A 24,582-nucleotide genomic window follows, 5' to 3' on the forward strand; every position below is an offset into this window, starting at 1 on the left:
ATCAGGAAGAATGCTTTGACATAGTGACGCATTACATCTATAATACCGATTAAGCAAAGGGGCTGTAAAAAAAGGTAAGGCATCTTTGCTCTTTTTTATATCATGGTTCTGTTATCTGTGAAAAGAAAGAACAAAGAAAACAGCAACACTTGCAGAAAAGGAGGAGACAACAATGAAAAAAAGACATGTAATGCGTGCTCTGGTTGCAGCAGCAACGGCACTGGCACTGACAGCATGTGGATCGACAGGTTCTTCTGACACAAGTAAGAGCACATCAACAGCATCCGCTGCATCGACCTCATCCGGTTCAGAAGCAGGTACGGAGAATACCATCACGATTCCGGCAGGCGAGTCGGTATCCCAGGATTCTGATATTACGGCAATGGTAGCTGTAGACTTTACCACCATGGATCCGATGGATACTTCCGATACACTTTCCGGTGGCGTACAGCGAATGATGATGGACGGTCTGTTTGGATTTGATGAGAATATGCAGATCATTCCGATGCTGGCAACCAGCTACGAAGCAAATGATGAAGCAACCGAGTATACGATCCATCTTCGTGAGGGCGTAAGCTTTACCGATGGAACTCCGTGGAATGCAGATGCCCTGATTGCAAACGTAAACAAATGGGCAGATAAGAGCCTTGGACTGAAACGTACTACATTCCTCTGCAATGTTCTGGATCATGCAGAGAAGGTAGATGATTATACCGTTAAAATCTATTTATCACAGTCATTCGGTGCTTTCATCAGCAACCTGGCACATCCGGCTACGCTGATCATGAGCCCGAAACAGATTGAAGCAGGAGAAGATGCCTGTGCACAGGCACCGGTAGGAACCGGCCAGTACAAATTTGTTGAGTGGGTTGCCGGTGACCATATGAAAGTAGAGCTGAACAAAGACTGGTGGGGATATGATGCAGACGTCTGCGGCGGAACTGCTCTGGCAGATGCGGATGCAGGATTTAAGAGCATCACATTCAAACCGGTTGCAGAAAGTGCTACCCGTGTATCTGCAATTCAGGCAGGTGACGCACAGATTATGTGGTCTGTACCGACCGAAAGCGTTGACACCTTAAAAGGTGACAGCAACGTATCCGTTGGAATGGGCGACAGCATCGCCGTATGGTACTTCTTCATGAATACACAGAAAGCACCGTTCAACGATGTTAAGGTTCGTGAGGCAATGGCTTATGCAATCAACAAAGAGGCATATATCCAGGTCGTTATGAACGGTTACGGTTCTGTGGCAACTTCTATGGTAGGAGAAGAAGTACAGCACTACAAAGGAAATGATCCGTATTCCTACGATCCGGAAAAAGCAAAAGAGCTGTTAAAGGAAGCAGGATATCCGGATGGATTTACCACAACACTGATGTACAGCAACACGACAGCAAATCAGAAAAAAGCAGAGTTCTACAAACAGCAGCTTTCTGAGGTTGGTATTGATCTGGAATTGAACGGAATGGAAAATGCCGTTCTGAATGAAAAGGTTCAGGGAGCTGACTGCGCAGGAGCAGATGCCGAGGTAGACTGCTACTTAAGCGGATGGTCTACTTCCACCGGTGATGCTGACTGGGGACTTCGCCCGATGCTGGCAACCGAGTCTGAGCCGCCGATGAGCTTCAATATCAGCTACTATGAGAATGAAAAAGTAGATCAGCTTCTCAAAGATGGTCTTGCAACAGCAGATGAAGACAAACGTGGTGAGATCTATGCAGAAGTACAGGATACTGTATGGAAGGATCTTCCGCTGCTCTGCATCGCAAGTGATAAAAACATCTGGGCAACCAGCAACAACATTACCGGAGTATATCTGTTAGGCGATGGAAGCATCGGCATGAGAAATGCCAGAATGGCAGCCGAATAACGGCAGACTGAAATAAGGATATGAAAAAGACCCCGGCGTCCTTCCATCAAAAGAGGGTGCCGGTTTCTTACAAACAGGAAAGCAGGCAGTGATCCGTGGGATTGTACCTGTAGGATAAGCATGAAAGTAGGAGATACAATATGCCAAAATATATACTGAAGCGTATTGTGGGTACGATCCCCACACTGATTATTGTTGTTACATTTGTATTTTTCTTTGTCCGCCTGATTCCGGGAGATCCGGCGAGACTCGTTGCAGGAGAGCAGGCAACACAGGATGACGTAGAGGCAGTAAGAGAAGAGCTTGGCCTCAATAAATCCATTCCGACACAGTATGTTACCTACGTGACAGGACTTTTAAAAGGAAATCTCGGAACCTCCCTTCGAACAAAGCAGCCGGTTACAAAGGAAATTGCGGGAAGATTCGGAAATACCGTCCGTCTGGCATTTGTCACATTGCTGTGGAGCTCGGTTGTTGGTGTGCTCTTTGGTGTGTGGTCCGGAACACACCGGGGAAAATGGCAGGATTATACCGGAATGACGATTGCGGTCTCGGGTATTTCACTCCCCTCGTTCTGGATCGGCTTTCTGCTGATTATGCTGTTTGCGGTAAAACTGCGAATTCTGCCGACAACAAGCGGAACAAGCCTGAAAAGTCTGATTATGCCGTCGATCACGCTCGGCGTCGGAATTGCAGCCGTGATCGCACGATTTACAAGATCCTCCATTATTGAGGTTTTAAAAGAAGATTACGTCAGAACAGCAAGAGCAAAAGGAATCAAAGAAAAGGTTGTGATCTGGAAGCATGTTTTCCGCAACTCCATGATCTCCGTCGTGACGGTTGTGGGTCTGCAGTTCGGCTTTCTGCTGGGAGGTTCTGTTGTCACAGAAACGGTATTTGCCTATCCTGGCCTTGGCTCCCTTCTGATTGAATCGGTCAATTACAGAGATTATCCGGCAATCCAGTCCCTGATTCTGATCTTTTCGCTGCAGTTTATCGTCATCAACCTGATTGTCGATATCCTCTATGCGGTTCTGAATCCGGAAATTAAACTTCAGTAGGAGATGAGTGGAATGAAAGAAAAGAAAAAAGTACAGACCGAGAACCAGGAGAGAATTAAAACTCCGTTTTCTGAGATGGTTCGAAAATTTAAAAAACAGAAAAATGCAGTAGTTGCGCTTTGTTTTATCATTTTTCTCATTTTCCTTGCGTTTTTCGGAAGCAAAATTGTGCCGTACGGAATCAATGAGTATGATTATAATGCGATTCTGCAGGGACCAAGTATGAAGCACCTGTTTGGAACGGATGAGTTTGGACGGGATCTGTTTTCCCGTATCGTCTGTGGAACCCGGATTTCACTTGCAGTCGGATTCGGCGCTGTTACGGTCGGTGCAGTCTGTGGTACCATTCTCGGACTTCTGGCCGGATATTACGGCGGATGGATTGATTCTATTATTATGAGAATCTGCGATGTCCTGTTCGCTTTTCCGGGACTGATTCTTGCAATCGCCATCGTGGCAATCCTCGGAAGCGGCATGACAAACGTTGTGATTGCGGTCGCTGTCTTTTCTACACCGACCTTTGCACGACTTGTCCGAAGCAAAACGCTGACCCTGAAAAATTCCGTTTTTGTCCTGGCGGCACGGAACATCGGTGTTTCCGATGCGAGAATTCTGTTTCACCACATTCTGCCGGGAGCCATTCCGGATATCATTGTACAGTATTCCATGTCGTTTGGATCTTCCATTCTGACGGCATCGAGCCTTTCCTTCCTGGGAATGGGAGCACAGCCGCCGACACCGGAATGGGGACTGCTTCTTTCCAACGGAAGAAACTATATGACGAGCGCAATGTATGTGACGATTTTCCCGGGTCTTGCGATTTTCCTTACCGTACTGAGCTTTAACCTGTTAGGCGACGGACTTCGCGATGCACTCGATCCGAAACTTTCCGATTGATAAGGAGGAGCAGAAGTGGCTACTGATAACGTACTTGAGATAAAAAATTTACATACGTATTTCTATACCGATGGCGGTGTGATCAAAGCAGTAGACGGTGTCGATGTGAAGCTTCGACGCGGCGCAACGCTTGGCATCGTAGGCGAGTCGGGAAGTGGAAAGAGCGTGACATCCCTCTCTGTGATGGGATTACTGGCCGGAACGAAAGGAAAAATTGCTGATGGCGAAATCCTGCTGGATGGCGATGATATTGTAAAGCTGACGAAGGAACAGCAGAGAAAGCTGCGCGGAAGCAAAATTTCCATGATTTTCCAGGAACCGATGACCAGTCTGAACCCGGTCATGAAGATTGGGGACCAGGTGGCAGAATGTGTTCTGCAGCACGAAAAAATATCAAAAAAAGAGGCACTGAAAAAGGCGGAAGATATGCTCCGGAAAACCGGTGTTCCGCGTGTGGAACATATGATGAAGGAGTATCCGTTCCAGCTTTCCGGCGGCCAGAGACAGAGGGTCATGATTGCCATGGCACTTGTATGCAAGCCGGAAATCCTGATTGCGGATGAGCCGACGACTGCACTGGATGTAACGATTCAGGCACAGATACTGGATCTGATGAATCAGCTGAAAAAAGAGACAGGTACATCGATCCTGTTTATTACACATGATCTTGGTGTTGTCGCAGAGGTCTGCGATGATGTTGCCGTTATGTACTGCGGCCGCGTGGTAGAGCGCGGAGATGTAAAAACAATTTTCGCCAATCCGTCCCACCCGTATACGAAGGGACTGCTGGGATCGATTCCGAGACTGGGAGACGCCGGAAAAGAACTGAAGTCGATTCCGGGTAACGTTCCAAACCCGAAATATATGCCGAAAGGCTGCAAATTTGAGCCGCGATGTCCATACGCTTCGGAAAAATGCCGCGAGGAAGAACCGGGATTTTTCCAGATCGAGGAAGGCCATATCAGCAGATGCTGGCTCTGCGAAAGCGGACAGCTCAAAACAGATCATGTAGAGAAGGCAGGTGACTAGGATGTCGGATACATTACTTAGAGTAGAGGATTTGAAAATTTATTATCCGGTTGCCGGAAGCGGATTTGGGAAAAAGGAATTCGTCAAAGCGGTAGACGGAGTTACCTTTGAGGTGAAAAAAGGCGAGGTATTCGGAATTGTAGGCGAGTCCGGCTGCGGAAAATCCACACTGGGAAGAGGCGTCTGCAAACTGGAAAATCTGACATCGGGCCATGTGTATCTGGATGGCGAAGATATTACAGAGTACAATGACCGGAGAATGCGTTCCGTCCGGAAAAAAGTACAGATGGTTTTTCAGGATCCGTATGCGTCCCTGAATCCACGAATGTCCGTTTTTGATATCATTGCAGAGCCGCTGCTGGTGCATCATCTGTATCAGGATAAAGCGGATCTGGAAAAGAAAGTGCTGGATCTTTTGCACAGGGTAGGACTGGATGACTACCATGCAAACCGTTATCCTCATGAATTTTCCGGCGGTCAGCGCCAGAGAATCGGAATTGCCCGCGCACTTGCGGTAGAACCGTCTCTGATCATCGCAGACGAACCGGTTTCGGCACTGGATGTGTCCATTCAGGCGCAGGTTCTGAATCTTTTAAATGAACTGAAGCATGATCTGGATCTGACCTATATTTTTGTTGCACATGACCTGAGTGTTGTGGAATATATCAGTGACCGTGTCGGTGTTATGTATCTCGGTAATTTTGTGGAAGTCGGAGAAAAAGAGAAAATTTACAGCAATCCGATGCATCCGTATACGCAGGCACTGCTTTCCGCAGTTCCGGTTCCGGATCCGACGGCAAAAAGAGAAAGAATTTTGCTTGAGGGAAGTATCCCGTCCGCGCACAAGCCGCCGACAGGCTGCAAATTCCACACCAGATGTCCAAAATGCATGGAATGCTGCAAAACACAGGCGCCGGAGCGGTATGAAGTGGATGACGGACATTACGTATATTGTCATCTTTATGATAAAGAAAGAAGGGAACAGCAGAAATGAAGCTTTTTATCAGTGCAGACATCGAAGGATGTGCCGGAGTGGCACTGACCGATGAAACACATAAGAAGGAAAGCGTGTACCAGAGATTTGCAGAGGAGATGACCGAAGAGGTCGTTGCGGCATGCGAAGCGGCGCATGAAGCGGGGGCGGATGAGATCGTTGTAAAGGACGGTCATGGAGATGCATCTAACATTGATCCGCTGAAAATGCCGGAGTATGTCACCCTGATCCGGGGAAAGAGCGGTCATCCGTACAATATGATGTATGGCATCGACGACAGCTATGACGGCGTGTTGTATCTTGGATACCATGCACCGGCAGGAGATCCGAATTTTTCGATCAGCCATACATCGACAGGAAACAGCCTGTATATCCATCTGAATGGAAAAGTGATGAGTGAGTGCATGCTGAACAGCTATACGGCAGCATCACATCACGTACCGGTGCTGTTTCTTTCTGGAGATGAAGAGATCTGCCGACAGGCCAAGGAACTGGTTCCGGGCATTACGACGGTGGAAACAAAGCATGGTGTCGGTGCGTCAACGTGGTGCAAAGCGAAAGAAAAAGTGATCTCCGAAATCCGGGAAGGGGTAAAAAAGGCAGTTACCGGACAGAAAAAAGAGTGCCAAGTGGCCCTTCCTGAGCACTTTACGTATGAGGTAACCTACAAAGACTGGAAAAAAGCGTACACGATGTCGTTTTATCCGGGAATGCAGAAGGTAGATACCTTCACAAATAAGCTGGAGACAGATCGCTGGATGGATATTGTCACAGCACATTGCTTTGTTGTATATTAAGAATATAAATCTGACAGAAACCCAAAGAAAAGAGGATAAAACAATGGATATAGAAATGTTTGGTAAGCTTTCCGATGCATTTGGACCAAGTGGATTCGAGGAGGATGTCATCCGTACCATAGCAGATTACTGCAAAGAATTTGATGTAGAAAATGACGCAATGAATAACCTGTATGTGCGGATGCCGGGAACAAAGCAGGATTCCCGTCCGGTCATCCAGCTGGATGCCCATCTGGACGCATGCGGTTTCATGGTACAGAATATCCAGGACAACGGATGCCTTGGCATTATCATGCTTGGCGGCTTTCATCTGACCAGCCTTCCGGCACATGCGGTATGGATCCGCACCAGATCCGGAAAAATGGTACATGGTATTATCTGCGCAAAACCGGTTCATTTCATGACAACAGCGGAACGCAGCAGTCAGACTCTGGAAATTGAAAAAATGTATGTGGATGTCGGAGCAACCAGCCGCGAGGAGGTTGAAAACGTTTTCGGAATCCATATCGGTGATCCGATGATGCCGGATGTAACCTTTGAATACGATGCAGAGCATGAAATCTGCTTCGGAAAAGCATTTGACAACCGTGCCGGTTGCGCGTGCATCGTAGATACGATGAAACAGCTGGAAAAGGAGCAGGCTTCTCTTGCAGTTAATGTTGTCGGTGCCTTTGCGGCGCAGGAGGAGGTCGGAACCCGCGGTGCTGTGGTAACGAGCCAGATTGTAAAACCGGATCTTGCCATTGTATTTGAAGGATCTCCTTCCGATGACTTTTTCATCAGCGCAGGACAGGCACAGGGCTGCATGAAGAAGGGTGTTCAGATTCGTATCCTGGACAACAGCTATATTTCCAATACGCAGTTTATTTCACTGGCCGAGGAAGTAGCAGAAAAATGCGGAATTAAATACCAGGAGAGCGTAAGAAGAGGCGGAAGCACAAACGCAGCAAAAATCAGCGTGACAGGAAAAGCAGTTCCGTGTCTGGTGCTTGGTGTTCCATCCCGCTATGCGCACAGCCATTATAATTTCTGTGCAAAAGAAGACCTGGAGGCAGCAAGCGCAATGGCAGCCAATGTCATTCGTGCTTTAGATGAGGAAAAGATCCGTCATATCTGCCATCAGGATGTACTGTAAAATATTCGATAACGAAAGAAAAAGCATGCCGGAAGCGGGTTCACAGGAAAGGTGAAGCCGTTTTCGGCATATCTGGTAAAAAAGGAGAGTTTACAAGTGAGAAAACCGATCATTGGAATCTTGGGAAATACGTATAAAACACAGCCGGGACTTTTTTCAAGTGCGGAGAGAATGTATGTCAACAGCGATTATATCGAATCAGTTCTGAACAACGGCGGAATTCCGATGGCAATTCCGGCAGTTGCCATGAAAGCGGATCCGGAAGGCATACTTGCTGTGTGCGACGGAATTCTGGTTCCCGGCGGAGAGGACTTAAATCCGTGGTATTATGGGGAAGAGCCAAAACCGCAGATCCAGACCATCCGCCCGGAGATCGACGAGGCATGGTTCGCACTTGGACGGGCAGCAAAAGAGATGGGAATGCCCATGCTTGGCATCTGCAAGGGAATTCAGTTTTTAAATGTCCTGTGCGGCGGTGATCTGTACCAGGATATCTATACGCAGAAGGAAACCACAATTCTGCATCTGCAGTCCCTGGAGCGGTCTTATCTGCATCACCATGTGGAAATTAAAGAGGGAACCCATCTGGCAGAAATCCTGGGGGCAGGCACCCATGCGGTAAACTCCATGCATCATCAGGCAGTGCGTACGCCGGGAGAGGACATCGTGGTTTCAGCAACGGCGCCGGATGGAACCATCGAGGCGATAGAAAGCCGCAACGGACAGATTGTGGCCGTACAGTGGCATCCGGAAGGGCTGATTCACTCAGCGCCGGAGATGAACCGCCTTTTTGCGGATCTGGTAGAAAGAAGCAGCAGATACAGAGAAAAAAGGTAACGATTTGGAAGCATGTAAAAGGAAAGAAAAACCGGGATGGGGCTCTGAACCGTTACGAAAAAATAAGAATGGATAAGGATGCGATTCCAAAAGCAGAGAGAGGGAATCGTTCGGGAGGCAAAAAAAGAATGAACAGAACAATAAGAGTATCGGCGGCGGGTGATATTCTGATTATGAAACGGCTTCTGCCGGGGTATCAGGATGTTTTGCCGATTCGCGAATTTTTGATGCGGGGAGAAGTCCGGATGGCAAATCTGGAAACAACGATATCGGACGGCAGCTGTTACGCATCGGCGTATTCCGGCGGAACATGGCTGACGGCAGATGCGAAGTGTCTGGAAGACACCCTGCGTTACGGTTTTAATTTTCTTGGGATTTCGAATAATCATACGATGGATTATTCCTATGAAGGACTTGCATCTACGATCAGCGAACTGAAAAAAAAGGATGTGGCATATGCCGGAGCAGGCAAAAATCTTTACGAAGCATCGCGTCCTGCCATTCTGGACACAACAGCGGGACAGATTGCGGTGATTGATATCTGTTCTACCTTTGAAAATGCAGCCAGGGCGGGAAGCCAGACGGAACGGCAGCCTGGCAGGCCGGGCTTAAATCCGTTGCGCTTTTCGGAAAAATATACCATTACGGAGAAACATGCGCAGGATCTTGCAAAGATTGCAGAGGTGACCGGAATCAACGGACTGCGGGATCTGCACCGGCAGGAGGGATTTATAGCTCCGCTTTCCGAGGGTGTCATGGAATTTGGCGGGAAAATGTTTGAAATCAGCAAGGACGGAACAGAGGGAAGAAGCTCCAGCCCGAATCCGATCGATGTGAAACGCACCGTCGATGCAATCCGGGAAGCGAAGATGACATGTGAGGCAGTCCTGGTTATGGTACATTCCCATGAAATCCGTAAGGACAATGACGAGGAAGCGGATTATTTTCTGGAGGAATTTGCACACGCCTGTATCGATGCGGGCGCCAGCGCGGTGATCGGGGGCGGAACGCATCAGCTGAAGGGAATCGAACTGTATCATGACTGTCCGATTTTCTACTGCCTCGGAAATTTTATTTTTGAAAATCAGTATGTACGCCTTCTGCCTGCGGACTACATGGAAAAATATGGTCTGAATATTCACACGGCAGCATCCATCGGAATCGCCAGGCGGCAGGAGCAGTCCTCACATTCCCTCTACGAAATTCCGGAGGTCTATCGGAGCGTGCTGCCGTACTTCGAGATCTGTCAGGGGAAATGCACACATCTGGAGCTTCTGCCGGTCGAGCTTGGTATGGACAGGGAAAAGGCAGAAAAAAATATTCCGTACGTGGCAGACGAAAAAACAGCAGAAAAAATTGCAGAATATCTCACCCGCGTGAGCAAGAGATATGGAACAGAATGGGAATACAAAGAAGGAAGGATTGTACTTCATGCGTAAAAAATGGGAAATAGAAGAAGGATACCGAAACTTTTGCCGGAACAACAAAGAACTTGCGCTGCAGACGCTGCGGGAGCTGACACTGACCCCGACGGAAACGGGAAAAGAGGATCAGAGAATCGCATATTGCATGGAATGGATGAAACAGCAGGGCATGGAGTCGGTTCATACGGATGAGCTTGGAAATGTAATCTGGGAGTATCGGCCGGAACAGGAAAAGAAGGTTCTGTATACGGCGCATCTGGACACCGTGTTTTCGCTGGAGGAGCCGCTGGAGATCAAAGAAGACGGAATGATCTGGCGTTGTCCCGGCATTACAGACGATACCGTGAATGTCGTGATGCTTCTGATGGCGGCAAAATACGTTCATGAGACAGAGCCGGAGCTTCCATGCGGTCTGATTTTTGCAGCGGATCTGGGAGAAGAAGGGCTTGGCAATCTGTGCGGAGTTCGCACGCTTGTCGACCATTATGAAAAAAATCTGTGCGGAATGGCAGCCTTTGACCTGTATCGGGATAAAATGTATCCCATCTGCATCGGGTCTGTCCGGTATCGGATTTCGGCAAAAACAAAGGGCGGTCATTCTTTCCTGAATTTCGGAAGAAAAAATGCCATTGCAGAGCTTGCGGGTCTGATCGGAGAGCTTTACCGTTTTCAGACGGATGCAGCATCTCATACAACATACAATGTGGGAAAAATAGAGGGAGGAACCTCTGTTAATACGATTGCGCAGGATGCCTCCATGCTGTTTGAATTCCGTTCGGAGGATTACCGGAGTCTGGAAGCCTGCGAAACATATCTGGAGCAGACCATAGCAGCACGCCAGAGTGAGGAGGTACAGTATTCCTGTGAGCTCGTCGGAAAGCGGCCGTGCGCAAGAGAAACCGATCCTGTCCAGATGGCACGTATGACGCGGTGTGCGCAGAAAACGCTGAAGGCAGCCGACGGGGAAGAGCCGGTATGCTCTGAGGCATCTACAGACTGTAATATCCCATTGTCGCGGCATATTCCTGCCATCTGTGTCGGTTTCTGCCGGGGCGGGGGAGCACATACCAGAGAAGAATGGCTTGATGCCGCCAGTGTAGAAGATGGCATGTGTGCAGCCGCAGCACTCGTATGCCGGCTTCCGTGGATGTGCTGCGAGAGCAGAGTCGTTGTAAGGGACGGGATAGAGGACCGAAAAGAGAAAGAGGAAATCCGGCGGCTGCTGGAGCTGTGCGATCAGGACTTCGTTCCGCCGCTTTCCCACCGCAACAGTACATCCCAGACGAACTGGGCCGAGACAGAAGAAAAGACGGATGGAATTGCAGAATATCTGGAAAATATCTGCAGTCAGCATGTGGTGCTGTGGAAGGAAGAGGGAGTCGTGCGGGCCTTTATGACCTGGAAGGATCATTTTAACTGTGAAAATCTGGAAGCATATCCGGATTCCTGCTATCTGACCACCCTCTGCGTCTGGCCGGATTACCGCGGACAGGGAATTTCGGAGGTAATGTATGCAGAAGCAGAAAAGGACATCGCGGCAAAATTTCCGGGAAGCCGGATTACTCTCCGTACCTGGTCCACGAACGGGGCCCAGGAGCATATCCTGGACAAGCTGGGATATAGTCTTGTCAGGCGGCTGAAGGATGACAGGGGAGAAGGAATTGATACGGTTTATTTTGTAAAAAAGGAAGAAAACGACAGATAACATGGTGCTTGCAAATCGCAGTTGAAAGTGTCATAATCGGAAGCATAAGACAGCAAAAGGAGGGCTATAGCTATGCCTTGTACAACTATTTTAGTTGGAAAGAAAGCATCATATGACGGTTCCACCATGATCGCGCGAAATGACGATTCCGGTGCGGGCCATTATACATCGAAAAAATTTGTGGTTATTCACCCGGAGGAGCAGCCGAGAACCTATAAAACCGAGATTTCACATCTGACCATTGAGCTTCCGGACAATCCGATGCGGTACACTGCAGTGCCAAACGCAGAAAAAGGCGAGGGGGTCTGGGCGGCAAGCGGCGTGAATGCAGCGCAGGTCGGTATGACTGCGACCGAGACAATCACATCGAATCCGCGTGTGCTGGGTGCTGATCCGCTTGTCGTTTATCAGCCGGCGGAAGACGGAAAAGAAGAGGTTCCGGGCGGAATCGGCGAGGAGGATCTCGTTTATATTGTTCTTCCTTATATTAAAAGCGCCAGAGAAGGTGTCAAAAGACTGGGCAGCCTGCTGGAGCAGTACGGTACATACGAGATGAACGGCATTGCATTTCAGGACCACGATGAGATCTGGTGGCTGGAGACGATCGGCGGCCATCACTGGATGGCAGTGAAAGTGCCGGATGACCATTATGTGGCCATGCCGAACCAGCTTGGCATCGACCATTTTGATCTGGAGGATGCACTCGGCGAACAGAAGGAATATATGTGCTCAGCAGACTTGAAAGAATTTATTGAAACATATCATCTGGATCTTTCTATGGATGGAAATTTTAATCCTCGCGATGCTTTCGGAAGCCACGATGATTCCGATCACGTTTACAATACACCGCGTGCCTGGTTCATGGAGCGCTGTCTGAACCCGCACACGAAAAAATGGGACGGACCGGATGCCGATTACACACCGGTATCTGACGATATTCCGTGGATGATGGTTCCGGAGAAGAAGATCACCGTAGAGGATGTGAAATACGTACTGTCTTCCCACTATCAGGGAACACCGTACGACCCGTATGCCGCATACGGCGAGAAATCGTGGAAGGGGGCATACCGCTCCATCGGTGTCAACCGGACCGATTTCCTTTCTGTCATCCAGATGCGCCCGGATCACAAAGGAGACAACGGCATTCTGCAGTGGATCGCATTTGCGTCGAATGCGTTCAATGTGCTGGTTCCGTTCTACACCGATGTGACGACAACACCGGAGTATCTTTCCAACACAACGGGAGAGGTTTCCACAGATAATTTCTACTGGGCAAGCCGCATGATAGCAGCAATGGCAGATGCGTCCTATAAGTCTTCTATCTTCCACATTGAACGGTATCAGGAAAAGGTGATGGCAAAAGGCCATGCACTGATCCATCAGTACGATGCGCTGCTTGCAGGGGAGACAGACGAAACAAAACAGACACAATTGAGAGAAGAAGCAAACAACAAAATGGCTGAAATGCTGAAAAAAGAGACGGGTGCAACACTGCACAAGGTACTCTTTGAACTCAGCAACCAGATGAAAAACGCGTATTCCAGATCGGATGCGTAAGGCTTTTTAAGGGAAAGAATAAGAGAATGGTTCTGCGCGCAGGAAAAATTGCGCGCAGAATCATTTCCTGTCCGGAACCGCCTCGAACAAACAGGGTGTTACAGTTCGCCGGACACCGGTGAACGATACGATCCTGATAAAAAATCTCAGCGTACTTTGGTGAATTTTGTTGACAACAGGCAGTTCCTGTGCTACAATAAACCAGCGACATGGAAGAAGGTCTTTTTTTTATGCCTGAAATTGCTGAAGTACGAGCAGCAAAAACAGGGCAGAAATGAAGAGACCGCCGCTGATCCGCAAGGATCACAAGCGATAACGCAAATACACAGTGGAGGTGGAAGTCGTGCGCGTAAAAATCACATTGGCATGTACTGAATGCAAACAGCGTAATTACAACATGACAAAAGAGAAAAAGAACCATCCTGAGAGAATGGAGACAAAGAAGTACTGCAGATTCTGCAAAAAGCACACAATGCACAAAGAAACCAAATAATCTTTGGTAAGAGGTGATCCAATGGCAGAAACTGAAAAAAAAGCATCCAAAAAGAGCTGGTTCAAGGGCTTGAAAGCAGAGTTCAGAAAAATCATCTGGGTTGACAACAAAACGCTGGGCAAGCAGACCGTTGCAGTCGTAGCGATCTCTGCAGTAACCTGCGGGTTAATCACCCTGGTTGACAGCGCTGTAATCGAGTTCGTCAATTTATTGATCAAATAAGGATAAAGGTGTCAGAATGTCAGAAGTAAACTGGTATGTAGTCCACACCTATTCGGGCTATGAAAACAAAGTAAAAGCCAATATTGAGAAAACAATTGAGAACCGTCATCTTGAGGATCAGATTTTGGAAGTACGTGTTCCTATGGAAGAAGTTGTTGAAGTCAAGAACGGAACCAAGAAACAGGTACTCCGGAAATTGTTTCCGGGCTACGTTCTGATCAACATGATCATGAACGACGATACCTGGTATGTTGTCCGCAATACCAGAGGTGTTACGGGCTTCGTCGGACCGGGATCCAAGCCGGTACCGCTTACGGATGAGGAAATGGTGAACCTTGGAATCACCGGTGGTGAGGAAAAGGTTGAGCTTGACCTTGAAGTTGGCGATGCAGTCGTTGTAACAGGCGGCGCATGGAAGGATACAACCGGACTGATTCAGAGTATCAACGATACAAAACAGATGGTTACCATCAATGTTGAGCTGTTCGGCCGCGAAACGCCGGTAGAAATAAGTTTCGCAGAAGTCAAGAAGATGTAAGAAATGCCCCAGGGGCGTTTCGTGGGAGGGAAATTCCCGCAATTACCACATTTATTTAGGAGGTGCCGTAAAATGGCAAAGAAAGTTACAGGATATATCAAATTACAGATTCCTGCTGGTAAAGCAACACCAGCACCACCGGTTGGACCTGCACTTGGACAGCACGGAGTAAACATCGTACAGTTTACCAAAGAGTTCAACGCAAGAACAGCAGATAAGGGAGACCTGATCATCCCTGTAGTTATCACTGTATATGCAGACAGAAGTTTCAGCTTCATAACCAAAACTCCTCCGGCAGCAGTTCTGCTTAAGAAAGCCTGCAACCTGAAATCTGGTTCCGGCGTTCCGAACAAAACGAAAGTTGCTACTATCTCTAAGGACAAAGTTCGTGAGATCGCAGAGATGAAGATGCCAGACCTGAATGCAGCAACTGTTGAGGCAGCTATGAGCATGATCGCAGGTACCGCAAGAAGTATGGGTATCGTTGTAGAGGACTAATTTAGAAGAAGAGTTTACATCTTCTCGTATTGACGTGGGAGGGAGATTCCCGCAACTACCACCAGGAGGTTATTAGACAATGAAACATGGTAAGAAATATTTAGAGGCTGCAAAAGCAGTTGATCGTAGCATTCAGTACGATCCGGCAGATGCTATTTCCACAGTTAAGAAATTAGCTACTGCTAAATTTGACGAGACAATCGAAGTTCACATCAAAACTGGTTGTGACGGACGTCACGCAGACCAGCAGATCCGTGGAGCAGTTGTTCTGCCGCACGGTACCGGAAAACAGGTTCGTGTCCTTGTTTTCGCTAAAGGCGCAAAAGCTGATGAGGCTGTTGCAGCAGGTGCAGAGTTCGTTGGAGCTGAGGAGCTGATCCCGAGAATCCAGAACGATGGCTGGTTTGATTACGACGTTGTTGTTGCTACACCGGATATGATGGGTGTTGTTGGTCGTCTGGGCCGTGTACTTGGACCGAAAGGTTTAATGCCAAACCCGAAGGCTGGTACCGTAACTATGGATGTTACCAAAGCCGTTAAAGAGATCAAAGCAGGTAAGATTGAGTATCGTCTTGACAAAACAAACATTATCCACGTGCCAATCGGAAAAGCTTCTTTTACTGAGGAGCAGTTAAGCGACAACTTCCAGACGCTGATCGGTGCAATCAACAAAGCAAAACCGGCTACTCTGAAGGGACAGTACCTGAAGAGCGTTACTCTGGCTCCTACTATGGGACCTGGAGTTAAGGTTAATACTTTGAAGCTTGCATAATAAATGAAATACTGAGAACCCCCGGGGCTGTAATGGCTCCGGGGGTTCTTTGCGTTGAAAAACGGACGCAGGGGAAAGGCGAATTCCGATTCCTTAAGAAAGAGCTTTATTTCAATGGGAAATAATTGAAAAAGATCAAAATAGTGTTAGAACATGAAAATTAAGATCAAGTATTCTGCCGGAAATGTTAGTATAATGCTAAGTAGAAAGCAAACGAAAAGAGCAGAGCCCATGCATGCGTTTGGAACGGCGGGTTCTGGAAAGGGAGGTTTTTATGCAGTATTTTGAAAAACAGGGAAATGCGCTGATTTTCCGGCAGGATGGGGAGACGGTCCGGGTGGAGCCGTGGCAGAAGGACAGTCTTCGGGTGAGAGGTACACTTCTTTCGGAGATAGAAGAGGGAAGCATTGCACTGCTTGATCCGGAACCGCTGGAAGCGGAAATTGAGCTGGTGGATGAACGGAAAGCGACGATCAAAAACGGTAAAATCCAGGCGGTTCTCGAGGTTCAGCCGTGGGGACAGAAGCTGCGGATTACGTTCTTAAATCAGAAGGGCGAGGTGCTGCTCTCCGAGATCGCGAACGGCGGAGCGCTCTGCCTGCGCGCACACGATTACCGTGCATTGAAGGGCGGCGCTTATCAGCTGAAAGTATCCTTCGATTCCAACCCGGATGAGAAGATTTACGGTATGGGACAGTATCAGCAGGAGCGAATGAACCTGAAGGGATGCAACCTGGAACTGGCGCACCGTAATTCGCAGGCGAGCATTCCGTTTTATGTATCGAGCCTTGGCTACGGCTTCCTGTGGCACAATGCAGCGGTCGGTGAGGTTCATTTCGGAACGAACACAACGGAATGGCTGGCACGCACCACAAAGCAGCTCGACTACTGGGTAACCGCAGGCGATACCCCGGCAGAAATTGAAGAGCACTTTGCAGATGCCATTGGTAAAGTTCCGATGATGCCGGAGTACGGCCTTGGCTTCTGGCAGTGCAAACTGCGCTACTACAATCAGGAGCAGGTACTGAATGTGGCACGCGAGTACAAAAAACGCGGCATTCCGCTGGATGTCTTTGTCATCGACTATTATCACTGGCCAAGATGCGGTGATTATCGTTTTGATGAAGAATATTTCCCGGATCCGAAAGCAATGATCGACGAGCTGCATGAGATGGGCATCGAGACGATGGTTTCCATCTGGCCGCAGATCGACTGGAGAAGCGAGAATTACGAAGAAATGAAACAGCAGGGACTCCTCGTGAAGAGCAACGCAGGTGTTGATGTACAGATGCTGTTCCATGGAAATAATGTCTTCCTGGATGCAACAAATCCGAGAACAAGAAAGTATGTATGGGAGAAAGTAAAGAAAAATTATGCAGATCTCGGCATCCGCACCTTCTGGCTCGATGAGGCTGAACCGGAGTTTTCAACCTATGAGTACGAGTGCTACCGCTACGCCGCAGGCCCGGTGGAAGAGATCGGAAATATTTATCCAAGAGAGTATTCCCGTATGTTCTACGAGGGCCAGAAAGAGAGCGGCCAGGAGGATATCGTCAACCTCGTCCGCTGTGCATGGCTCGGAAGCCAGAAATACGGAGCCCTTGTGTGGTCCGGCGATATTTTCTCAACCTACGAGGACTTCCGCAAACAGATCTGCGCAGGCCTTCATATGGGATTGTGCGGCATTCCGTGGTGGACAACCGATATCGGCGGATTCCACGGCGGTGTGACCGAAGATCCGGACTTCCAGGAGCTGCTTGTGCGTTGGTTCCAGTTTGGTACCTTCTGCCCGGTTATGCGTATTCACGGAAACCGAGGACCGAGAGAAGAAATCATCAACAAGGCTGGCGAAGTGCGTGAGGGAACCGGAGCTGACAACGAGGTATGGAGCTTCGGAGAGAAAAATTATGAAATCCTGACAAAATTCATCGGTGTCCGCGAAAAAATGCGCGATTACACGAGAAGCCTGATGGCAGAAGCACACGAAAAAGGAACACCGGTCATGAGAACGATGTTCTATGAGTTCCCGGAAGATGCAGCATGCTGGGACATCTCCGATGCTTACATGTTCGGCTCCGACATCCTTGTAGCACCGATTGTCCGGCCAAAAGCAACGAGCCGTACCGTTTATCTGCCGGCCGGTGCGTCCTGGACGCTGGCAAATACCGGTGATGTTTATGAGGGCGGAAAAGCCTACGAAATCGAGGCGCCGATCGAAACACTGCCGATCTTCCTGCGCAACGGAAAACAGGGATATCTGGTGGGAGAGATCTGATTTAACCGAATCAAGTAAGTCACCTGCTTCGAGTACGAAAAGTAATAAGCAGTGGTTGGGGACTTGCCTGTATCAGGAGGAATGCAAGCTTCTTCTGATAAACTGCGGAGCAGTTATTTGGTTATGGGCAGGCAGCCAATGCGGATTGCAGATAGCTGCATGAAAAAAGAAAAGGAAAAGGGAAAAGCATTCCAGAAGATCGATAAGATCCAAAGGAATGCTTTTCCGATGTTATAAATCAATCACGGATCCGAAAAGGGGATTTTAGCCTTGTTCCGCATATGGGCAGGCGGACAGAAAAACTTACGGAAGCGGATGGCCTGCCGCCAGATACAGCTCATACCATTCTTCCCGCGTCAGCGTAATAGCACATGCCGCGATAATCTCTTTCAGGCGGTTTTCGCTTGCCGTACCTGTGACAAGCTGCATATTTGCCGGGTGGCGCAGAATCCACGCTGCCGCAATCGTGGTATCACTGACGCTGTATTTTTCGGCCAGTGCACGGATTTTCCGGTTCAGTTCCGGGTACTCGTCGCTTCCAAGAAAACATCCTTTCCATGATGGCATCTGGAACGGAGACCATGCCTGCAGGGTAATATCGTGCAGACGGCAGTAATCGAGCAGACTGCCATCGTGGTCAACCGAACCCGGTGTTTCCATGTTCACTTCCATGCCATTTGCAACAAGGTTGGAAACCGGAATGCTGAACTGTACCTGATTGACAACGAGTGGCTGGCGGAGATATTTCTGCAGAAGTGCAATCTGCATCGGCTTGTGGTTGGAAACACCGAAATGGCGGACCTTTCCGCTCTCAAACAGAACATCAAACGCTGCTGCAACTTCTTCTGGCTCTACGAGGGCGTCCGGGCGGTGAAGCAGCAAAAGATCGAGGTAATCCGTCTGCAGACGTTTTAAAATACCATCGACGGATTCCAGGATGTGGTCTTTCGACAGATCATAGAAGCCCTGGCGGATGCCGCATTTGGACTGGAGAAAAATATCCTCCCGTTTCAGGGACGGATCGCCGGAAAATGCCTCACCGAACACAGTCTCGCTCATGCCGCCGCCGTAGATATCCGCGTGATCAAAGAAATATGCGCCCTGCTCCAGCGCGGAGTGGATAAAATGATTCATCTCGTCCTTCGATTTTTCGGAAAGCCGCATGCATCCGACTGCAATGGAAGGAACTTTTCGCAGGTGATTGCCTAAAATTGTTTCTTTCATAGTAGAATTTTCTCCTTTGCAATGCTTCTGTATTCGCAGAGGTTTTCGTAAAGCAGGCGTGGAAGGACTCTGGAAGTACAGAAAGAATAGTAATTACGTTGCTTCTAATATATCATTTAAGTGCACTTGAAAGTCAATGGTTTTTGAAGGAAAGAGAATAAAAAAATCGCCGGAATCGATCAGGATTCGACCAGAACACAGAAAATCCGTATTTTGTTAACAAAATCGGAACAAAATCGACAACAAAGTTTACTTGCATTTTCGGAAAAATGATGTAAGATAGGGGTATTCGAAAAAAAGATCCGACAGGATCTGTGAAGTGGTATTGAATCAGATAATGGAGGTTTTGCGATGGATGCAAAAATAATAGCCGGAATCCTGGCCGCGGGAGGCGCAGCCTTAGCTGTCGGCGGCATATATAGCATGAATAAGAAAACAGGTTATTTTAAAAAGGGAAATTCCGTCCGATACGATGTTTCCCGTATTCCGTTTAAAAAAACAAGTCCGTTAAAAGGAAAAACAGTTGTATTTTTGGGATCCTCCGTGACGAAGGGCTTTGCTGCCCACAACAATTCGTTTGCGGAGTACATAGCGAAGAAAGACAGCTGTACCTGCATCAAAGAAGCGGTCAACGGAACCACGCTGATTGATAATGGTGAGGATTCCTACATCGAGCGTATGCGCGACAGGCTTGATCCAAAGCAACAGGTGGATCTTTTTATCTGCCAGCTGTCCACTAACGATGCAACACGCAACAGCCCGCTCGGTGAAATTTCGGAATCCCGCGATCTGGAGAGCTTCGATGTCGAAACTGTCTGCGGCGCGATTGAGTATATCATTGCATATGCAAAAGAAACGTGGCATTGCCCGGTGATGTTCTATACGAATCCACAGTATGATTCCAAGCCGTACGCGAAGATGGTAGAGGCGCTTCTGAAAATTCAGGAAAAATGGCAGATCGGTGTGATCGATTTCTGGAATGACGAACAAATCAACCGTGTTTCCCCGGAAAAACGAAAACTGTATCTTCAGGATCCGATTCATCCGATGAAGGCCGGCTATGCCGAGTGGCTGGTGCCTGTGATGGAACAGCGGATTGGTGAATATCTGGAACAGCAGGTATAAGCAAAGAGGAAAATAAAAATACTTTCGTGGTTTCTTTTGAAAAGATTCCGCGAAAGTATTTTTTGATTTACAGGAAACTTCGTTGAATTTTCCTGTAAATTAAAAAAGCCCTCCGGGCAGGATCGCACTGCGGCGGAGGGGAATTATGTCGCCAAAGCGACCCGCCGCAGGCGGAGAATCCTGCCGTAGCAGGATTCTTTCTTTTCTACGAGAACAGTGAGGCGGGATCCGCGCCTGCATTTTCCGCGTTTTTTCGTTTCTTACGGATCCGGAACTGTTTGAAAATGCCACAGATGGCAGCGTAAAGCTCCGGTTTTAGTTCTTCAAGCGGAACCGGCTGCTGGTACAGGATAGCGTTGTAGCTTGTACCGCTTACAAGCTCCAGAATCATATAGAACATCAGCTCTGGTGAACGATACGTATATGCTGCATGAGAGAGCAGAGATTCATAGATAGTGTAGATGGCCGGCGTGTCGGCAAACGGAGCAAAGGTAAGAGAATTTTTGAAGAATCCCCAGCTCAGATGCTTGGAAATAAGCGTCACGAGGCTGTGGTTGGCGGCAAACTGGTCGAGGATATTGTCGGTGATAAAAAGCACCTGCTCTTCAAAATCATGGATATCCGGGTGGCGCAGCAGATCTGAGTAGGCGGCCTGAAATACCTGACTCGCCTTATGTGCAATCAGATGATTCCGAATATCGTACTTATCTTTGAAATAAAGATAGAAGGTACCTTTTGCAACGCCGGCGTTATTCACGATATCCGAAATGGATGTTTTACTGAAGCCGTTGTTGATAAAAAGTGAGAAAGCAGAGTCCAGAAGGGACTCACGTTTCATTTGTTTGTTGTTGTCAATTTTTCCCACAGAGAGTCTCCTTTCCTGAAAAATATCACATCATGTGTCATTTACTTAACTACAATTATAGTTAGAATACATGGAAACTGTCAAAGGGAAAATGACTAATTTTCTCATTTTTGTGACTATGCACGAAGAAAAAAATGACCGATCGTCAATTTTGTGCAGTATTTAATGTTGACTAAGAGTCATTTTTGCGTTATAACATTAGATGATTGAAAGGCATAGGAAAAACATCCTCGATCTGAGGGAAACAGTATCCCGCAGTATCTTACTCCGAGCGGGTTTTACTTCTCTTATGATCCTGGATTTCATCATAAAAAACCATTATAAAAACCACAGAAAGGAAGTTTATCACAATGAATAGAAACAGAAAACTGAGAAAACAGATGATGTCTGGTCTTGCTGTTGGTATGGCTGCTGTTATGGGAGCTGCTCCGGTTTATGCAGCGACAGGAGAGGACGCAGCGGTTTCCAAAGAAGAAACCGTATATGTAAATGCAAATGCAGACGGATCGGAAGATCAGATCACCGTATCCAACTGGCTGAAGAACGCAGGAACGGAAAAGAACCTGAAAGATGAGAGTGAACTGAAGGACATCAAAAACGTAAAGGGCGACGAGGAGTTCACCCAGAGCGGAAACGAGCTGACCTGGCAGACAGACGGCGAGGATATCTATTATCAGGGAACAACCACAAAAGAGCCTCCGGTTTCCGTGAAGTTCACCTATTATCTGGACGGCAAGGAAATCAAACCGGATGACCTGGCCGGAAAGAGCGGAAAACTGAAAATCAAAGTTGACTATACAAACAACACAAAGACAACGGTTGACATCAATGGCAAGAAAGAGACGATGTACACCCCATTCGTCCTGATGACCGGAATGATTCTTCCGCAGGATACTTTCTCCAATGTCAAGATCGACAATGGTAAAGTCATTTCCGATGGAAGCAGAAACATCGTAATCGGATTTGGTATGCCGGGCCTGCAGGAAAGCCTGGGATTAAATTCCGATTCCCTTGAAGATCTGGTATCCGGTGACAGTGATTTCGAACTGCCGGAAAGCCTGGAGATCACTGCGGATGTGGAGAACTTCTCTCTGGATTCTACCTTCACCGTTGCACTTGACGATGTTCTCGACACCATCGATACCGACAACATCACCGGATACGATGACCTGAAGGATGCGCTGAGTGATCTTGAGGATGCTGCAATGGAACTGGTTGACGGTTCCAAGGCACTCTCCGATGGTGTGGATACTTTAAAAGACAGCTACAAAGAGCTGGATGACGGTATCGGAACGTTAAAAGACGGCGCTGACGAGCTGAACAGCGGAGCCGGCACACTGGCAAGCGGAGCCGGCACACTGGCAAGCGGAGCATCGACTCTGGCAAACGGAACTTCTACTCTGAACAGCGGAGCTTCTACCTTAAACAGCGGAGCAGCTACCCTGTCCAACGGAGCATCCACCTTAAGCAGCGGAGCTTCTTCCCTGGCAGACGGCCTGACCGAGGTAAACAGTGCAATCGCAACACTGAACGCGGCACTCGACGGAAAAGATGAGAATGATATTTTAGCAGGAGCAAAACAACTCTCCGAAGGACTGACCAGTTTGAACGAGCAGCTGCAGAGCACCGATGTACAGAGCCTTCTGACGATGGTAGACGGTATGACCAGCACCGGTTCTACCCTGATCTCCGAGACCGAGGCACTCTCCGAGGTTCTGAACACCACAATCGCAGGATCTGTCAACAGCATGATGACAAACGGCAACGAGCTGATGAGCCAGATGGATACGTTGTCCAAAGGACTTGAGAGCTACTTAAGCGGTCTGGAGGCACAGATCACGAATCAGGCAACGCAGATGGGAACCCAGATGGCAGCACAGGTTCAGGCATGGGCAGACGGAGCAGCAGCACAGCTGAACCAGGAAGCAACAGCAGCAGCACAGAGCGCAGCTGATGCAGCAGCAAGCCAGGCTTCCGCCGATGCAGCAAAACAGGCAAATGATCAGCTCTCTGTTGCAGCAGCTACACTGGATGCACAGATTTCCGCAGCTAAGAGCGCTGGAAATACAGAACTTGCCGATTCCTTAAGTAAAGCAAGAAATCAGATCGGAAGTGTCAGCGTTTCCGCTTCAGCAGGAACCGTTTCGGTTACTCCGGTTACAGCTCCGCAGATTACTCTTCCGGAACTGAACTTCGAAATCGAGCGCCCGGATCTCTCCGGTCTTGCAGCAATGCAGCAGAAGATGAGCGACATCAAGAGCCAGTACAGCGATCTGCAGAAGACGGTTGCAGCTCTGATGCCGCAGCTTGAGACCATGCAGAAACAGATGCAGACCATCACCGATAATAAAGCAGTTGTTGAGCAGAATCTTGGTGCAATGCAGAAACTGACCGCAGGTGTGGCACAGCTTGATGCAGGCGGAAGCACTCTGTACAAGGGCATCGATACTCTGTCCGCAGGTGTGAGCCAGCTGTACAGCAGCACAAATGAGAGTTTTGCAAAAGCAACAGCAGGCATCAATGCATTGAACGCAGGATTTACTCAGCTGAGTGCTTACAATGATACGCTGCTTTCCGGCGCAAGCCAGCTGAAAGCAAATGCACCGGCTCTGGTTGAGGGTGTTACGACTCTGCAGGGCGGCACGACACAGCTGACCGCAGGTCTTGGACAGCTGGGAAGCCAGTTAAGCGATGGATCTGCAAAACTTTCTGCAAACAGCGGAAGCTTAAGAAGCGGTGCTTCTCAGGTAGCAGGCGGAGCATCCCAGCTGGCAAGCGGAGCCTCCACACTGGCAAATGGAACTTCTTCCCTGGCAAGCGGAGCTTCTGAACTGAACAGCGGAGCATCTACGCTGGCAAGCGGAGCATCTACTCTGGCGAGCGGAGCTTCTACACTGGCAAATGGAACTTCTTCTCTGGCAAGCGGAGCTTCTGATCTGAAATCGGGAAGCAGCAAGGTTGTTGATGGTATTGACGAGCTGTCCGATGGGGCGAAAGAACTGGCTGACGGTACGAAGAAGTTTGAAGAAGAGGGTACCAGCAAGCTGAAGAGTACCTTTGAGGATGATCTGGGAGATGTACTGGATCGGATTCAGGCGCTGAATTCGGATAAATGTGCTTATACTTCTTACAGTGGTAAGGCAAATGGAATGGATGGAAGCGTGAAATTTATTATCGAGACTGCAGCAATTGAAGCTGCGGAAGAGTAATGTGATTCCACGGTAGATTGTGAGGCCGCCTGCGGTCGGGATATTTTCCCCG

Annotated in this window: 21 protein-coding genes; 19 read left to right on the forward strand and 2 right to left on the reverse strand. The window is 48.4% G+C overall.

Annotation, left to right across the window (positions count from 1 at the left end):
* Positions 1 to 172: 172 nt before the first annotated feature.
* The 17 genes from DWX32_RS07115 (at position 173) to DWX32_RS07195 (ending at position 18,107) form a co-directional block, all read left to right on the forward strand.
* A complete protein-coding gene (locus tag DWX32_RS07115) occupies positions 173 to 1,873 on the forward strand; it encodes a glutathione ABC transporter substrate-binding protein (protein ID WP_118601396.1) in 1,701 nt (566 codons plus the stop codon).
* A gap of 140 nt (positions 1,874 to 2,013) precedes the next feature.
* Positions 2,014 to 2,934, forward strand: a complete 921-nt coding sequence (locus DWX32_RS07120) for an ABC transporter permease (protein WP_022463233.1) — start codon at positions 2,014 to 2,016, stop codon at positions 2,932 to 2,934.
* A gap of 12 nt (positions 2,935 to 2,946) precedes the next feature.
* The gene (locus DWX32_RS07125; protein ID WP_055226724.1) at positions 2,947 to 3,831 is read left to right on the forward strand and encodes an ABC transporter permease subunit; all 885 of its coding nucleotides are present in this window, start codon (positions 2,947 to 2,949) and stop codon (positions 3,829 to 3,831) included.
* A gap of 15 nt (positions 3,832 to 3,846) precedes the next feature.
* Positions 3,847 to 4,860, forward strand: a complete 1,014-nt coding sequence (locus DWX32_RS07130) for an ABC transporter ATP-binding protein (protein ID WP_055226726.1) — start codon at positions 3,847 to 3,849, stop codon at positions 4,858 to 4,860.
* Position 4,861: 1 nt separating this feature from the next.
* Entirely contained in the window at positions 4,862 to 5,854 is a 993-nt protein-coding gene (locus DWX32_RS07135; RefSeq protein ID WP_117805054.1) for an ABC transporter ATP-binding protein, read from the forward strand.
* Positions 5,851 to 6,651 carry a M55 family metallopeptidase gene (locus tag DWX32_RS07140; RefSeq protein WP_118659514.1) on the forward strand — a complete coding sequence of 267 codons (801 nt, stop codon included), beginning with the start codon at positions 5,851 to 5,853 and terminating at the stop codon, positions 6,649 to 6,651. The genes DWX32_RS07135 and DWX32_RS07140 overlap by 4 nt, the downstream gene beginning before the upstream one ends.
* Positions 6,652 to 6,694: 43 nt before the next feature.
* A complete protein-coding gene (locus DWX32_RS07145; RefSeq protein ID WP_055265634.1) occupies positions 6,695 to 7,786 on the forward strand; it encodes a M42 family metallopeptidase in 1,092 nt (363 codons plus the stop codon).
* A gap of 96 nt (positions 7,787 to 7,882) precedes the next feature.
* The gene (locus DWX32_RS07150) at positions 7,883 to 8,623 is read left to right on the forward strand and encodes a gamma-glutamyl-gamma-aminobutyrate hydrolase family protein (RefSeq protein WP_055226730.1); all 741 of its coding nucleotides are present in this window, start codon (positions 7,883 to 7,885) and stop codon (positions 8,621 to 8,623) included.
* Between the two features lie 128 nt (positions 8,624 to 8,751).
* Complete coding sequence (locus DWX32_RS07155) at positions 8,752 to 10,062, forward strand: CapA family protein (RefSeq protein WP_158576385.1); 1,311 nt, start codon at positions 8,752 to 8,754, stop codon at positions 10,060 to 10,062.
* The gene (locus DWX32_RS07160; protein ID WP_158579562.1) at positions 10,055 to 11,752 is read left to right on the forward strand and encodes a M20/M25/M40 family metallo-hydrolase; all 1,698 of its coding nucleotides are present in this window, start codon (positions 10,055 to 10,057) and stop codon (positions 11,750 to 11,752) included. Before DWX32_RS07155 ends, DWX32_RS07160 begins: the two co-directional genes overlap by 8 nt.
* A 72-nt stretch (positions 11,753 to 11,824) precedes the next feature.
* Positions 11,825 to 13,309: a C69 family dipeptidase gene (locus tag DWX32_RS07165; protein WP_117813536.1), complete on the forward strand. Its 1,485-nt coding sequence runs from the start codon at positions 11,825 to 11,827 to the stop codon at positions 13,307 to 13,309.
* A 343-nt stretch (positions 13,310 to 13,652) separates the two neighbouring features.
* Positions 13,653 to 13,802 (forward strand): 50S ribosomal protein L33, encoded by a 150-nt coding sequence (gene rpmG / locus DWX32_RS07170; RefSeq protein WP_055219257.1) that lies wholly within the window; start codon positions 13,653 to 13,655, stop codon positions 13,800 to 13,802.
* A gap of 21 nt (positions 13,803 to 13,823) precedes the next feature.
* On the forward strand, positions 13,824 to 14,024 hold the full coding sequence (gene secE / locus DWX32_RS07175; RefSeq protein WP_022463243.1) for a preprotein translocase subunit SecE: 201 nt from the start codon (positions 13,824 to 13,826) through the stop codon (positions 14,022 to 14,024).
* A 16-nt stretch (positions 14,025 to 14,040) separates the two neighbouring features.
* Positions 14,041 to 14,562 (forward strand): transcription termination/antitermination protein NusG, encoded by a 522-nt coding sequence (nusG, locus tag DWX32_RS07180; RefSeq protein WP_022463244.1) that lies wholly within the window; start codon positions 14,041 to 14,043, stop codon positions 14,560 to 14,562.
* A gap of 72 nt (positions 14,563 to 14,634) precedes the next feature.
* Entirely contained in the window at positions 14,635 to 15,060 is a 426-nt protein-coding gene (rplK, locus tag DWX32_RS07185) for a 50S ribosomal protein L11 (RefSeq protein WP_022463245.1), read from the forward strand.
* Between the two features lie 79 nt (positions 15,061 to 15,139).
* Positions 15,140 to 15,832, forward strand: a complete 693-nt coding sequence (gene rplA / locus DWX32_RS07190; RefSeq protein ID WP_022463246.1) for a 50S ribosomal protein L1 — start codon at positions 15,140 to 15,142, stop codon at positions 15,830 to 15,832.
* A 274-nt stretch (positions 15,833 to 16,106) separates the two neighbouring features.
* Entirely contained in the window at positions 16,107 to 18,107 is a 2,001-nt protein-coding gene (locus DWX32_RS07195) for a glycoside hydrolase family 31 protein (protein ID WP_118659538.1), read from the forward strand.
* A 303-nt stretch (positions 18,108 to 18,410) separates the two neighbouring features.
* Here DWX32_RS07195 and DWX32_RS07200 read toward each other — a convergent pair whose 3' ends face one another.
* A complete protein-coding gene (locus DWX32_RS07200) occupies positions 18,411 to 19,331 on the reverse strand; it encodes an aldo/keto reductase (protein WP_117802599.1) in 921 nt (306 codons plus the stop codon).
* A 351-nt stretch (positions 19,332 to 19,682) separates the two neighbouring features.
* Between DWX32_RS07200 and DWX32_RS07205 the strand changes: the two genes are divergently transcribed.
* Positions 19,683 to 20,456, forward strand: a complete 774-nt coding sequence (locus tag DWX32_RS07205) for an SGNH/GDSL hydrolase family protein (protein WP_117509910.1) — start codon at positions 19,683 to 19,685, stop codon at positions 20,454 to 20,456.
* Positions 20,457 to 20,661: 205 nt separating this feature from the next.
* Here the strand turns inward: DWX32_RS07205 and DWX32_RS07210 are convergent, their stop codons facing one another.
* Positions 20,662 to 21,321 (reverse strand): TetR/AcrR family transcriptional regulator, encoded by a 660-nt coding sequence (locus DWX32_RS07210; RefSeq protein WP_117509909.1) that lies wholly within the window; start codon positions 21,319 to 21,321, stop codon positions 20,662 to 20,664.
* A 350-nt stretch (positions 21,322 to 21,671) separates the two neighbouring features.
* Between DWX32_RS07210 and DWX32_RS07215 the strand changes: the two genes are divergently transcribed.
* Positions 21,672 to 24,530, forward strand: a complete 2,859-nt coding sequence (locus DWX32_RS07215) for a hypothetical protein (protein WP_118659520.1) — start codon at positions 21,672 to 21,674, stop codon at positions 24,528 to 24,530.
* The last annotated feature ends 52 nt before the right edge of the window (positions 24,531 to 24,582 follow it).

This window comes from Blautia sp. AF19-13LB, from assembly GCF_003479105.1.
GTDB classification, from domain to species: domain Bacteria; phylum Bacillota; class Clostridia; order Lachnospirales; family Lachnospiraceae; genus Fusicatenibacter; species Fusicatenibacter saccharivorans.